The organism is Amycolatopsis acididurans (genome assembly GCF_012328925.1).
Taxonomy (GTDB): Bacteria; Actinomycetota; Actinomycetes; order Mycobacteriales; family Pseudonocardiaceae; genus Amycolatopsis_E; species Amycolatopsis_E acididurans.
Genome location: NZ_JAAXLS010000002.1, coordinates 1 through 14,032, shown reverse-complemented (window position 1 = coordinate 14,032; position 14,032 = coordinate 1). Strand labels below are relative to the sequence as shown.

Here is a 14,032-nt window from a genome sequence, read left to right as displayed (position 1 = left end):
CTTCCTCAGCCGGCCAACCCGGTGCCGGTGCGCTGCACCTGGCTGCGCCCGGGGGCGCCCTGGATTCGCTCGGCGGTCACGCCCGCCGCCAGCAGCCGGCCGACGTCGATCCCGGTACGTACGCCAGCCCGCTCCAGCAGCACCACGATGTCCTCGGTACTGACATTGCCCGTCTCGCCGGCATGATTCTGTTCCACTGTGGACGGTTCGCCGCCGATCCCGCCCAGGCACGAATCGATGCAACCCACCCCGGCCAGCAACGCCGCCCAGGTGTTCGCGATCCCGGCACCGCGGGTGTCGTGGAAATGCGCGATCCAGCCGGTGCCGGGGTAGGTCTCGACGGCACGGGCGGTGTAGGCGCCGGCACGCACCGGATCAGCGAGCCCTGTGGTGTCACTGAGCATGATCCGGTCGACGCCGAGGCCGATGAGCCGCCCCGCCATGTCGAAGACGGTCTCCTCGGGCACCTCGCCGGTGATCGGGCACCCGAAGGCGGTGGCCACGGCAGACACCGTTTCCAGGCCCGCCTCGTGCGCGGCCCGGACCATCTCCTCGATCTGGCTCAGGTGCTCGGCGTGTGTCCGCTTGAGGTTCGCCAGGTTGTGCGCCTCGGACGCCGAGATCGGGAAGCCGATCGCGGTGATCGCACCAAGCCGCTCGTTGAGCTCGACGGCCCGTTGCACACCACGCAGGTTCGGGGTGAGCACCCGGGTGCGCAGCCCGCGTCCGGCGATGGCCTCGAGGACCTGCTCGGCGTCGGCGAACTGGGGCGCGTACTTGGGCGGCACCAGCGAGGTGACGTCCAGCTCGCGCACCCCGGCCTCGACGACAGCCTCGATGACGGCGATCTTGCCCTCGGTGGGCACGACCTCGGTCCACGACTGCAGGCCGTCGCGGGCCCAGCACTCGCAGATGCCGACCTGGGCAGGCGGCGCGGGCAATGCGGTCACGCGTCGTCCTTCCACACGGGCTTGCGTTTCTCGGCGAACGCGGCGGTGCCCTCCTTGGCGTCGTCCGTGCCGGTGGCGACGCTCAGCATCGCCTGCAGCAGCGCCAGCGCCTCCTCCGGCTGCGAGCCGAGCACCCGGTAGAAAGTGCTGCGGCCCAGGCGGATCGCCGCGGGCGACTGCGCGGCGATCCGCTCCGCGATCCGGTCGACCGCCAAATCCAGTTCGGCGGCCGGGACCACCTCGTTGACGAAACCGATGCGCTGCGCCTCGGTCGTGTCCACCCGTCGCCCGGACATCATCAGTTCGAGAACGATCTTCGGCGGCATCGAGCGCAGCAACGGCACCGTGATCATGTAGGGCCACAACCCCACCGCGACCTCGGGCGTGCCGAACACCGCGTCCTCGGCGGCCACCACAATGTCGCAAGCCATCGCAAGCCCGAATCCGCCGGCCAGCGCGTAGCCGCGGACCTTGGCGATCGTGGGTATGCCAGCCGACCACATCGTCCGGAACAGGTCGGCGAGATGGCCGCGCCCCTCGTGTGCGGCCTCCGCGTCGAGCTCGGCCCCGCGCACGCCGCCGAGGTCGGCACCCGCGCAGAACGCCCGGTCACCCGCTCCGGTAATGACAATCACCCGCACCCCGCTGTCGGCCTTCGCGCGGAGCACGCCGTCGCGCAAGCTGGCGAGAGTCTCGAAGGTCATCGAGTTGCGGCGCTCGGGCCGGTCGATCGTCAGGGTGACGACATGGCCCGAGCGGTCGTAACGCACCGACCGTTCGACCTCATCCCAGCGCCGCTCGGCGGTCACGAGGCCGCCTTCCTGACGTGCAGCGGCATGCTGATCAGCGAGCGGAGCACCGCGTTGTCCTTGTACCTGGGAGTGAAGCCCGCGGGCACGTCGAAGGCGTCCAGCCGATCGAGCAGGTGCTCCAGGGCGATCACGCCCTCCTGCCGCGACAACGTCGCACCGAGACACAGGTGAATACCCTTGCCGAAGGACAGGTGCGCGCGAGCGTTCTCCCGGTCCAGGTCGAAACGGTCCGGATCCGCGAACACCGCGGCATCCCGGTTCGCCGCGCCGGCCACGATCAGGACCCGCGAGCCCTTCGGCACCGGGGTCCCCGCGATCTCGGTGTCCGCCTTGCACAGCCGCACGCTGCCCTGGACCGGAGTCTCCAGGCGCAGGGCCTCCTCGACCGCCGTCGGGATCTTCGAGCGGTCCTCGCGGAGCCGGGCCAGCGCTTCCGGATTCTGCTGCAGCAGCAACATCATCCCGGACAGCATGTTGACCGTGGTCTCGTTCCCCGCGACGAGCGTGACGTAAGAAATGGCGAGCATCTCCTGAACCGTCAACGGTTTCTCGTCCTTGTCGACCGCCTCGATCAGCATCGTGAGGAAGTCGTCCGCCGGCTTCAGCTTGCGCTGCGCGATCTTCTCGTCGAAGTACCCGAGCAGTTCCTGCAGCGACTCCTGGCACTCGCGCGAGCGCTCCGGGGTGAGCGTCCCGCCCAGCACCTCCGCCGCGTCGTCCGACCACTTGCCGAACACATCGAGGTCGCTGCGGGGCACCCCGAGGAAGTCCGCGATCACGATGAGCGGCAACGGTTTCGCGAAGTCCCGGACGAAGTCGATCTCGCCATCGGCCGGGAACGCGTCGATGAGGCCGTCGACGATGGCCCGCATCGCGGGCTCGAGTGCCTTGACCCGGCGGGCGGTGAACGCCCTCGCCACCAGCTTGCGGAAGCGCGTGTGCGACGGCGGATCGTTCGTCAGCAGCGTGCGCACGACCCGGTACTTGGCGTCCGGCAGGGCGGCCTCCGCGCCCATGAGCGCCTTCTGCCGCAGGCCCGGCCCGGCCTTGTTCGAGAACTCCTCGACCCGGCTGAGCACCGAATCGGCGTCCGCGTGCCGGGTGACCAGGTAGACGTCCTCGTCCTCGAGCTGGTGCACCCCCTGCTCCTCGCGGAGTTCCTGGTAGTACGAGTAGGGACACTGGACGGTGTCCTGTTCGTAGAAGCGGTCGGTCAAGCCTCCTCCTCTCAGTGTGCGATCGGGGCGACGCCAACCGGCGAATCCCCGTCGCGTGCCGCGCGCAGCAGGTGCTTTTGCACCTTCCCCGACGCGGTGCGCGGAAGTTCCCCGACGAGATGCCACTCGGTGGGGATCTTCGCCCTGGCCACGTCCTGGGCCTCCATGAAATTCGTCAGCTGCTCGGGGGTCGGTGGCTCGGCTCCGGCGCGCGGAACGATGTACGCGCATACGTTCTCGCCCAGTCGCTCGTGCGGCACGCCGAAGACCGCCGCGGCCGACACGTCGGGATGGCGATGCAGGACGTGCTCGATGTCCGCGCTGGAGAACTTTTCGCCGCCGCGGTTGATGATGTCCTTGGTGCGGCCCGTGATCCTCATCCAGCCGTCGTTGGTCACCAGCCCGCGGTCGCCGGTGTCGAACCAGCCCTCGTCGTCGATCTGGGCGCGGTTGAGTGCGGGATCGGTGTATCCGAGCAGCAGCTGAACACCACGGATCGTGATGACACCCTCGGTCTCGGCGGGTAGCGGTGTGCCGTCCACATCAAGGATGCGGGCCTCGGCGTTGTCGGCGAGCTTGCCGTCCCAGCAGGCGCGCCGCTCGACCGACGATTCCTTGGGAGCCAGCGTCACGACACCCGACGCCTCGGTCATCCCGTAGGTCCGCGCCGCCCACATCCCGATCGCGTCGGCACGTTCGATCAGGTCGGGGGCCGTGTTCGCGCCACCGCTGACGTAGTGGGTCAGCACATGCAGGCCCTCGTCCCGGCGCTTCTCGTATTCCTCGACCATGTCCTTGAGGAAGACCGCTGCGCCCAGCGACCAGGTCACCTTGCGCTCATCGATGACCCGCACGGCCTCCCGCACGTCCCACTTCGGGAGGATCACCGCCGACGCGCCGGTCGTCAGCGGCACAAGACAGGCCGCGAGGAAACCGGCGATGTGCGCCACCGGTGCCAGCGCGAGCCCGGTATCGGTTTCACCGATACCGAGCCGGTAGTTGAACTGCCTGCCGCCGAAGATCACCGACGGCGAGTGCAGCCGGACGCCCTTGGGCGCGGATGTGGAGCCAGAGGTGTAGAGACGCAGGCACTCGTCGTGCGGCGCCGACGGCTCTGGCAGCTCGACATCACCGGCCGGCACGCTGTCGCGGCCCGGCAGTGTCCGCCACCCGTCGACACTGTCCTCGGTGTCGGCGAGGTAGCGAACCTTGGGTTCGACGCCCGCCGCGCTCAGGCACTCGTCGAGCTCGTCCGCAAGCTGGCGGGCCCCCAGGGTCTTGGTCGTGAGCACCGCGGCTGGTCGTGAGTCGGTCACGATCTCGCTCAGTTCGTGCCTGCGGTAGATCGCTACGACAGGCGTCGCGATGGCCCCGATCTTCCAACTGGCTATCGCCGCCGCGACGACCTCCAGGCGGTTCACCAGCAGCATCATCACCCGGTCGCCGGCACCCACCCCGTGCCGAACCAGATCCTCCGCGATCGCGCTCGACCACCTGTCGACCTCGGCGAAGCTGAGTGCCAGCTCGCCGAGGCGCACGAACTCGCGATCGCCCCATTGCGCTGCAGCTGCCGAGGCCAAGTCTCCAACCCGCTCAGTGCCGTTCATCTGGACCTCCTTGTCCGTTTCGCACAACCAGCGATCTTTTTAGTCGAACTCGGGGAACCGGGAGATCGAGACGTAGGCCTCGATGCCCAGACCCGTCATCAGGTCCTTGTCGAGCGCCCGCCTGATCGGCCGCTGCAACAGTTGCCGCGTGTGCCGCAGAACCAGCGGATCGACATCGGCCAGGCTCCTGGCGATCTCGGTCGCGCGCGCCTCGAGATCGCCGGGTGCGACCACCTCGCCGACGACACCCAGTGAGAGCGCCTCGTCGGCGTGAATCTTCTGACCGGTCAGCAGGAAATGCTTGCCCCGCACCGGGCCCAGCACCATTGGCCAGAGCACCTGCACCCCATCGCCGGGCACGAGCCCACCGGGCAGGTGGGCGAGGTCCTGGAAATAGGTGCGGTTCGTGCAGACCACCGCGTCGCAGAGCAACACAAGCTCGGCGTGCCCGGTGACCGGCCCGTTGACCGCGGCGACGATCGGGACTTCGAGGTCCAGCAAGCCGGTCAGCATCCGGCGCGCCTCCCCGAGGCCGCGTTCCCAGTCTGCCGGCTTGACCTTCCCGCTGCGGTACACGTCCCCGTAGCCCTCGGGAGTGCGAATGAACGATTCGCCGGTACCGGTGAGCACGAGGACCCGGTTCTCCCGGTCCTGGGCGATCGCGTCGAGCAGCTCAGGAAACTCCCGGTGCGCCAGCGCGGTCCAGGTCATGGGCCCTTCCCGGTAGTGCATACGCACCGTCAGCACACCGTCCTGGCGGGACAGTCGGAACACCTTGAAGGTGTCCACATATTCGTCGAGCTTCATCCAACCTCCCGCCGGCGCCCTCGCGCCACTTACCCGATCGGCCGACGCGAGCAAACCATACCCGAGTTAATATTCACTAGGCAACAGGTCTTGGCACCATCTTCGCGACCGGACACGATGACCAGGACGAGAAGGGAAACGGTGATGGCCGCACCACACAGCCCGCCACCACGCGCGGCCCGGCTGAGCGCGATCGAGCGCCGCGAGCAGCTCGCGCGCCTGGCGGCCCGGCGTTTCCACGAACTGGGGTATCACCGGGTCTCCCTCAACGATGTCGCGACGGAAGCAGGCGTCACAGGCCCGGCCGTCTACCGTCATTTCCGCAACAAGGAAGCCCTGCTCGCGGCGGCCATTACCAGCGGCATGGACCTCGTCGAGCACGCCGTGACGACGGGCGCGGAGCACTCACTCGAATATCTGGTCTCCGCGGTCGCCGATGTCGGGTTACACCGCACCGACATGTGGATACTCCTGCAACGCGAGTCCCGGTTTCTCGGACCCGAACTGGGCATCCCGGTTCAGGAGCAGTTCGGCCGGGTCGTCGACCTGTTCTCCAGGAGGCTGCGGCGCGAACGGCCGGACCTCGGCGCCGACGAGGCCCGCCTGCTGGTCACAGCGGCGACCGCCGTCCTGTCCCTGCCGTCCACGACGCGAACCAGCCTTGTGCCGGGTGAATACCGCCGGGAGCTGATTCGTTCCGCCCTGGCATGCCTGCGGGCCGACCCCGCCGTGGCCTGCTCGACGCGGCTCCCTGACCATTCCGCCGGCGAGGCAACGGCCGCGAACCGGCGCGAGCAAGTCATCGACACGGCTATCGACCTGTTCTTCCGACGCGGGTACAGCGGGGTGAGCTTGGATGACATCGGCGCCGCGGTGGGGCTCGCCGGACCCAGCATCCTCCATCATTTCTCCGCGAAAGCCGACATCCTCGTCGCCGCCTTCGAACGGGCGTCTTCCACACTCGCCGAAGCCCAGGCACGGCGCCGCGCCGCTGGCGCACCTGACCTCTCGGAGTTCGTGTCCACCTACATCGCGTTCTCGCTCGCCAACCGGACCATGCTCGGGGTCTACGTGTCCGAGCAGCTGCATCTGCCCGCGCATGCCCTCGACAGGACCAGGGCAACAATCCGGATCGAGCTCGGGGACTGGACACGAGCTCTCCTGGCGACATCTCCCGGCCTCGACGATCACGTAGCGCGGGTCAGGGTCCGCGCAGCCCTCTCCGCGATCAACGACCTCGTCCGCGTCGGGCATTTCGCCCGCCGCCCCCGGATCGCCGCGGAGATCGCGGTGATCGCCGAGGCGGTCCTCGACGGCGCGAGCTGATCAGCGGGCGACGGCGCGGAAACGGCCAGGTTCGACCTCGGCGACCGCACCCAGGCGAACCAGCCTGGCGATGTGCTGTTCCGCCGTGCGCGCCTCGACGGTTTCCACGTAGGGCCCATCGACATGCGGGCGGTAGACGAACCGCCGGTCGACGACCTCGGCGAGGGTTCGAGGCTCGGCAAGGAAGTCGGCCAGCGCGGCATCGCGGCGCTCCATTACCGCGCGGTAGGCGCGCAACCGCGCACGGAATTCCTCCGCGCCCTCGATCACTCCCTTGTGGTGAAAGGTCCCGTACCAACGGGCCTCGATTCCGGCACAGGTCTCGATCGAGCGCTCGAAGCCCGCCAGGCTGCTCCCGACGTCACCGTAGAACGGCCCGAACGAGCTCAGGTCGATGTCGGCGACGTAGAAGAAGCCGTCCGGTTCGACGAGCAGGCCGCTGTGTCCGGCGGTGTGCCCGGGCAGGTGGACGACGGAGACCGTGCGGTCCCCGAGGTCGAACCGGTGACCGTCGGCTACCCCGACAGCGTCGGGCCGGCTGCGCACCCGGAACTCGTCGACGAGCCGGCCGCCGAACTCCTCGGCGGCCGGGGCCGGCAGGCCGTAGCCCGCCAGCAACACGTCGATGTCCCGGACGGCGCTGAGATCGGCCTCGTGCACGTGGACCGGCGCCGCGAACGTGTCGAGCGCCACCAGATGATCCTCGTGCGCATGGCTGACGAACACCGCGTCGACGGCGAGCCGGGGCGCGGAGTCGGCCACGGCCAGGGCCGGGTCGACGAGCAATGTGCCCGCGCTCCCGCGGATCAGCAGCGAGTTGCCATTGGGGTATGCCCCGCCGTCGGCAGCCCTGAGCAGCGTCACCGCCCCGTAATCGTGGGGCGTCCAACCTGCCGTCCTCATCAACGCCATCCCACCTTGGTGTGCTCGGAGTTCGCTCAGCCCTCGGTGGCGGCCCCGGAACGCAACAACGGTTCAGGATCCACTCCCCACGCGTCGAGGACCTGCCGCGTGTCCCGCCCGAACGGGGCAGGCCGGGCGGGGCGCGCCCGCGGATGGGCGGAGAACCGGGGCGCCGGCGCCGGCTGGACGAAGCCGTCCTCGTCGAGCACCGCCTGCCTCGCACGAACGTGCGGATGCGACGCGGCCTCGACGAGGCTCAGCACCGGGGCGACGCATGCGTCGGTCCCCGCGAACACCTCGGTCCACTCGCGCTGGGTCCGGCTGCGGAACGCCTTGGCGATCCGCTCCCTCAGCTCAGGCCATCCCGCCTGCTCGTTCTGGGCGTCCGGAGATTCTCCCGTGAGCGCCAGACCGTCGAGCAGCGCCTGGTAGAACTTGGGCTCGAGCGCTCCAACCGCCATGTAGCGGCCGTCCGCCGTCTCGTACACGCCGTAGAAGGGCGCACCGCCATCGAGGGTGTTGACCCCGCGTTCATCCCGCCAGGTCCCGGTGTTGAGCAGCGCGTGCGTGCCCGCGAGCAGGTGAGCCGTTCCGTCGACGATCGCGGCGTCGACGACCTGACCACGCCCGGTCCGCTCCGCCTCGCGCAGTGCGGCCAGCAGGCCGGCGACCAGGTACATGCCGCCGCCGCCGTAGTCGCCGAGCAGGTTGACCGGTACCTGGGGCGGGCCTCCCGCCTCGCCGATGGCGTGCAGGGCGCCGGTGACGGCGATATAGCTGATGTCGTGGCCCGCCGCGGCCGCGAGCGGGCCGTCCTGGCCCCAGCCGGTCATCCGCCCGTAGACCAGCGCGGCGTTGCGCTCCCAGCACTGCTCCGGCCCGATCCCGAGCCGCTCGGCGACGCCGGGTCGATAGCCCTCGATCAAGGCGTCGGCCCGCTCGACCATCGTGAGCAGGGCCGCGACGGCTTCGGGCCGCTTGAGATCGAGCGTGACGGACAGCTTGCCGCGGTTGACCACGTCGAGCGTCGGATCCCCGGGAAAGATCCCGGGGCCGCCCGGCCGCTCGATCCGCACCACCTCGGCGCCCATATCGGCCAGGGTCATCCCGGCGAAAGGACCCGGGCCCATTCCGCCGATCTCCAGGACGCGCAATCCCGCGAGCGGGCCGTCGCCGTGGGTTTCCTGCATCTGGTCAGCCTTTCCAGAATTCCCGCGGGCTCAGGACGTGTTTTATAAGCGGCGGAGCCGCTTGCTGTGGGCCGTCCCCTGGCACCGCCACCCGCACCGCCACGCAAATCATTTTCGAAAAAATCCTCAGTCGAAGGACTGGCCCTGCTCGGCCCGGCGTACGAGCGACTCCGGCGGCGTGAACCGGTCGCCATAGCGGTCGGCGAGCTCACGCGCCCTGGCGACGAATCCGGCCGGCCCGCCCTCGTACTGGTTGATGTACTGCAGCACGCCGCCGGTCCAGGCCGGGAAGCCAATGCCGAGGATCGAGCCGACATTCGCGTCGGCGACCGAGCGCAGCACGCCCTCGTCGAGGCAGCGGACCGTGTCGATCGCCTCGGCGAAGAGCATGCGCTCCTGCATGTCGCGCAGGGGCAGCCGAGTCGACGAACCGAACTTCTCCGCGAGACCAGGCCAGAGCCCGGCCTTCTTGCCGTCGCGGTACTCGTAGAACCCGGCACCGGCGAGCCTGCCGCCACGGCCGAACTCGTCGATCATGCGGTCGACCACGGCCGCAGCGGGGTGCAGTGGCTTCTCGATCCCCTCGGCCGCAAGGCCGGCAATGGTCTCGTCCCGGATCTTCCGGCTCAACGTCAGGCTGATCTCGTCGAGCAGGGCCAGTGCACCGACCGGATAACCGGCCTGCGTCGCGGCCTGCTCGACCGAGGCGGCGGGCACGCCCTCGCCGACCATGGCGATCGCCTCGTTGATGAACTCCACGATGACCCGGCTGGTGAAGAAGCCACGGCTGTCGTTGACCACAATCGGGGTGTTGCCGATCTGGCGGGCGATGTCGATTGTTTTCGCCAGTGTGACGTCGCTGGTCTTCTCGCCGACGACGATCTCGAGCAGCGCCATCTTGTCGACCGGCGAGAAGAAGTGGGTGCCGATGAAATCCTCGGGTCGCGACACCCCCTCGGCCAGCCTGGTGATCGGCAGCGTCGAGGTGTTGCTGGCGAGCACGGCGTCCGGCGCGAGATGCGGCATGACCTCCGAGATGACCTTCTTCTTCAGCTCGGGATCCTCGAACACCGCCTCGATGACGACATCGGCGCCTGCCGCATCGGCCGGGTCGGTGGTCGGGTGGATGCGCGCGAGTACCTCGTCGCGCTTCGCGGGCGTGCTGCGCCCTTTGTCCACCGCCTTCTGGAGAATCTTCGCGCTGTAGGCCTTGCCGCGTTCCGCCGCCTCGATGCTCACGTCCTTGAGCACGACGTCCAGGCCCGCCTTGGCGCTGACGTAGGCGATGCCCGCACCCATCATCCCGGCGCCGAGCACCACGATCTTCGACGCCTTGTGGCTCGGTACTCCCTCAGGGCGGTTCGCCCCACGGTTGATCGCCTGCATGTCGTAGAACATCGCCTTGATGATGTTCCCCGACTCCTTACCGCAGATCAGGTCGGTGATGTAGCGCGACTCGATGGTGAGCGCGTTGTCGAAGTCGACTTGCGCGCCTTCGACGGCGGCGGCCAGCACGGCGGCTTGCGCCGTCGCGGGCGCGCCATGCGTCTTCTGCCGTAGCGCCGCGGGCAGGCTCGGCAGTACCGCCGTGATCTTCGGCGACGCGGGGCTGCCGCCAGGGATCGGGTAACCCTTGCGATCCCAGGGCTGCACGGGCTCGGGGCCGCCCGCGATCCACCGCTTGGCGGCGGCCAGGCCCGCGTCGCGGTCCGGGACCACTTCGTCCACCAGGCCTTTCGCCAGGGCGTCGGCCGACCGGTACTTGGCCCCGGTCAGCAGGAGGTCCTGGAGTGCCGGCAGCAGACCGAAGAGGCGCACGGTGCGCACCACTCCGCCGCCACCGGGCAACAACCCCAACGTGACCTCCGGCAGGCCCACGACGGTGCCGGGCGCGTCGACCGCGATCCGGCGGTGGCAGGCGAGCGCGAGCTCGTAGCCCCCGCCCAGTGCCGCACCGGCGATCACTGCGACGACCGGGCGACCGAGCATCTCGAGGCGGCGCAGCTGTGCCTTCGCCTTGTCGAGCATCGCCCGGGTCGCGGGCTTGTCGTCTTCGCCAGCCCGCATCAGCGCCGCGAGATCGCCCCCGGCGAGGAAGGTCTTCTTCGCGGACGTGAGGATGACGCCGGTGATCCCCTCCCGCTCGGCGTACAGGTGGTCGACCAGGACCACCAGCTCGTCGCGAAACCGGTCGTTCATCGTGTTCGCGGACTGGCCCGGATCGTCCATGGTGACGGTGACGACACCGTCGCGGTCGATCTCCCAGCCGAACATGGGATGGTCGAAATCGCTCATCGCAAGGTCTCCTTGAAGATCAGGGCGCTCAGAGGCGCTCGACGAGGGTGGCGACGCCCATGCCACCGCCGATGCAGAGGGTCACGACGGCGCGGCGCGCCTGGCGGCGTTCGAGCTCGTCGAGGACGGTTCCGACAAGCAGGGCGCCCGTCGCGCCGAGCGGGTGCCCCATCGCGATGGCGCCTCCGTTGACGTTGACCTTCTCGCCCGGCAGGCCGAGGTCTTTCATGTACTTCAGCACGACCGAGGCGAAGGCCTCGTTGATCTCGAACAGGTCGATGTCGTCGACCGCGAGCCCGGTCCGGTCCAGCAGCTTGCGCGTCGCCGGAGTCGGCCCGGTCAGCATGATGGTGGCATCGGCCCCGGAGGTGGCCGTGGCGACGATCCGGCCACGCGGGGCGATGCCGAGGCGGGATCCGACGTCCTCGTTGCCGACGAGGACGAGAGCGGCGCCATCGACGATCCCCGACGAGTTGCCGGCGTGGTGGATGTGGTCGATCCGCTCGACCCAGTGGTAGTTCTGCAACGCGACGGCATCGAACCCGCCTTGGCGGCCCATCTGCTCGAAGGACGGCTTCAGCGCGCCGAGGGACTCGACGGTGGACTCCGGCCTCATGTGCTCGTCCCGGTCGAGGACGACCATTCCGTTCTGGTCCCGCACGGGGACGATCGACTTCTCGAAGTACCCACCGGACCAGGCAGCGGCGGCTCGCTGCTGCGACTGCACCGCGTAGGCGTCCACGTCCTCGCGGCTGAATCCCTCGATGGTGGCGATCAGATCCGCGCTTACGCCCTGCGGGATGAATGAGGTCGAAAGATTCGTCCACGGGTCGTTCATCCAGGCACCGCCGTCCGTTCCCAGCGGACACCGCGACATCGACTCCACACCGCCGGCGAGGACCAGGTCGTCCCATCCAGAACGCACCTTCTGCGCCGAGGTGTTGACCGCCTCCAGACCGGATCCGCAGAACCGGTTGAGCTGCACGCCCCCCACGGTGTCGGGAAGCCCGGCGGCCAGTGCGACGGTGCGCGGGAGCACCGAGCCCTGATCGCCCACAGGTGTGACGATGCCGAGCACGATGTCATCGATGAGCGCGGGGTCGAGGCCGGGGTGCCGGGCTCGCAGCTCGTCGACCAGCCCGACGACCAGTGACAGCGGCTTGATCGTATGCAGTGAGCCCGAAGCCTTACCGCGACCACGCGGTGTCCTGATCGCGTCGTAGATCAGCGCTTCGGAAGAGGGTCCGGACATCTGTGCTCCGTCCTTGGTCGGATCACGGTTCAGCGCTTCCGTCATCCGGTCAGAATCAACCTAGGGAATATTAACTAAACAAGTGCTGCCCGGGAATGAGACCCGGAGCACGCGTGGCCCGCGCACGCCGTTACCTCGGGCGGGACGGCCGGGATCGACCGCGCCACCTCAGTGCCGTCACGGCGTACTACGCCTATACCTCGCGCTGGTACGGCGGCAGGATCTCCTCGAGATAGTTCTTGCCGGTGATCGCGTCCGTGGCCAACAGCGCGGTGTAGGCGACACCGTCCATGAACTGCCCGTAGTTCTTTACCGAGTCACCCACGAAGTACAGCCCCTCGACACCGGGGCACTTCGGGTCGAGCATCCCGTCCCACGCCTGCTCCGGCGTCGGCTGCACCGAGGTGACCCCGTCAATGGCTGGGAACAGCGCCCACTCCAGCGCATCGGCGAACCCGGGGTGGCTGGCCTTCATGAAGTCCGTGATCGTCTCCGCGAGCATCACGAGCTTGCCGGCCCGCTCCAGCTCCCCTAGCTCCTCTGTGGACAGCCCGATCCAGCACTCGATGATCTCCTTGCCGTCGGGGGCCTTCCCCTCGACGAACAGCGAGTGCGCCTCGTAGCCCAGCATCACGCCGTCCGGCAGGGCCGGGTCGTCCACGGGGACCTTGGTGAACAGCATTCCCGGGATGTCGATCACGGACTTGCTGAGCCCGTAGATCGGGACGAACGCGCCGCCCGACTTCAACCCTCGCACGTGCTCGGCGAACTCCGCCGGCAGGGCCTCGCGTGGGATGAGCTTCTCCACCGCGAGCGCCGCTGGGACGTTCAGAACCACTGTCTCGGCCAGCAGGTCGCGCGTGTTCCCCGCCGCGTCGGTGACCCGCAGTCCCTTCGCGACGCCGTCCTCGACGAGCACGGTCCGCACCGTCTGCCCGGTCCGGACATCCCCGCCGTATTGCCGGATGACGTCGGCGAGGTTGAACGCCATCTGCATGAAACTCTCCCCGCCCATCTGGCCGAGGGTGCCGTCGGCGAAGTGCAGGCCCGCACTCATCGGCATCCGGGTGGCGAGGATGAACTCCCCCGCGGACAGCTCGCGCGCCGAGTTCATCCCGACGGTGAACGCGCCCAGGATGTCGAAGAACTCGCGCACCGCGGGGTTCTGCGTGCGCGGCGCGACGAAGTCCAGTAGCGAGATCCGGTTGACCTCGCGGACCTCCTCGATTGGCATGCGGAGCATCTCACCCAGGATCCGCTTCATCTCCAGGTGGTCCTGCTTCTCGAACCACGGGAAGCTACCGCGCTCGAGCTGGTGCAGCACGCCGTCGTGCCAGAACCCGCACGCCTTCAGCGGCACGATTTCGACCGGCACGCCGAGGTGGTTCAAGATGTGCACCATCCGCGACTGCGCGCCGTTGACGATGTCGTGCATCCCCAGTTCGAAGCTGTAACCCGCGAGCAGCTTCTGGTCCAGAATCGCGTCCAGGTCCGGGATGCTGTGCGCGAGCCGCCCGCGCGAGGCCCGCAGCGGGCCAAGGTAGTCCTCGGCCTCGCGGATCTCATCACCCTTGAAATGGTGCATCCGGCCGCCGGTACCCTGCTCACGCTCCACCACGAGGACCTTCTTGCCCTCGTCTTTCGCCAGCAGCGCAGCGGTACTCAGCCCACCC

General features: G+C 68.8%; 11 protein-coding genes. 1 reads left to right on the top strand and 10 read right to left on the bottom strand.

What is annotated here, in order from left to right:
* Window positions 1–5: 5 nt before the first annotated feature.
* Genes HFP15_RS03420 through HFP15_RS03400 form a run of 5 tightly spaced genes read right to left on the bottom strand, consistent with a single transcriptional unit; the run spans window position 6 to window position 5,393 of the window.
* Window positions 6–950, bottom strand: a complete 945-nt coding sequence (locus HFP15_RS03420) for a hydroxymethylglutaryl-CoA lyase (RefSeq protein ID WP_168511351.1) — start codon at window positions 948–950, stop codon at window positions 6–8.
* The gene (locus HFP15_RS03415) at window positions 947–1,759 is read right to left on the bottom strand and encodes an enoyl-CoA hydratase/isomerase family protein (protein ID WP_168511349.1); all 813 of its coding nucleotides are present in this window, start codon (window positions 1,757–1,759) and stop codon (window positions 947–949) included. The genes HFP15_RS03420 and HFP15_RS03415 overlap by 4 nt, the downstream gene beginning before the upstream one ends.
* The gene (locus tag HFP15_RS03410) at window positions 1,756–2,979 is read right to left on the bottom strand and encodes a cytochrome P450 (protein ID WP_168511347.1); all 1,224 of its coding nucleotides are present in this window, start codon (window positions 2,977–2,979) and stop codon (window positions 1,756–1,758) included. Before HFP15_RS03410 ends, HFP15_RS03415 begins: the two co-directional genes overlap by 4 nt.
* Window positions 2,980–2,990: 11 nt before the next feature.
* Window positions 2,991–4,586 carry a class I adenylate-forming enzyme family protein gene (locus tag HFP15_RS03405; RefSeq protein ID WP_168511345.1) on the bottom strand — a complete coding sequence of 532 codons (1,596 nt, stop codon included), beginning with the start codon at window positions 4,584–4,586 and terminating at the stop codon, window positions 2,991–2,993.
* Between the two features lie 39 nt (window positions 4,587–4,625).
* Complete coding sequence (locus HFP15_RS03400; protein ID WP_168511343.1) at window positions 4,626–5,393, bottom strand: enoyl-CoA hydratase/isomerase family protein; 768 nt, start codon at window positions 5,391–5,393, stop codon at window positions 4,626–4,628.
* 144 nt (window positions 5,394–5,537) lie between these two features.
* On the opposite strand from HFP15_RS03400, the gene HFP15_RS03395 reads away from it, so the two are divergent.
* Window positions 5,538–6,719: a TetR/AcrR family transcriptional regulator gene (locus HFP15_RS03395; protein ID WP_168511341.1), complete on the top strand. Its 1,182-nt coding sequence runs from the start codon at window positions 5,538–5,540 to the stop codon at window positions 6,717–6,719.
* On the opposite strand, the gene HFP15_RS03390 is transcribed toward HFP15_RS03395, so the two are convergent.
* From HFP15_RS03390 to HFP15_RS03370, 5 genes are all read right to left on the bottom strand, one after another.
* Window positions 6,720–7,622 carry an MBL fold metallo-hydrolase gene (locus HFP15_RS03390; protein WP_168511339.1) on the bottom strand — a complete coding sequence of 301 codons (903 nt, stop codon included), beginning with the start codon at window positions 7,620–7,622 and terminating at the stop codon, window positions 6,720–6,722.
* Window positions 7,623–7,657: 35 nt separating this feature from the next.
* Window positions 7,658–8,812 (bottom strand): CaiB/BaiF CoA transferase family protein, encoded by a 1,155-nt coding sequence (locus HFP15_RS03385; protein WP_168511337.1) that lies wholly within the window; start codon window positions 8,810–8,812, stop codon window positions 7,658–7,660.
* 126 nt (window positions 8,813–8,938) lie between these two features.
* Window positions 8,939–11,107, bottom strand: a complete 2,169-nt coding sequence (locus HFP15_RS03380) for a 3-hydroxyacyl-CoA dehydrogenase NAD-binding domain-containing protein (RefSeq protein WP_168511335.1) — start codon at window positions 11,105–11,107, stop codon at window positions 8,939–8,941.
* A 28-nt stretch (window positions 11,108–11,135) separates the two neighbouring features.
* On the bottom strand, window positions 11,136–12,359 hold the full coding sequence (locus HFP15_RS03375; protein ID WP_168511333.1) for an acetyl-CoA C-acetyltransferase: 1,224 nt from the start codon (window positions 12,357–12,359) through the stop codon (window positions 11,136–11,138).
* A gap of 193 nt (window positions 12,360–12,552) precedes the next feature.
* A partial coding sequence (locus HFP15_RS03370; RefSeq protein WP_168511331.1) for a phytoene desaturase family protein occupies window positions 12,553–14,032 on the bottom strand: 1,480 nt, incomplete at its 5' end.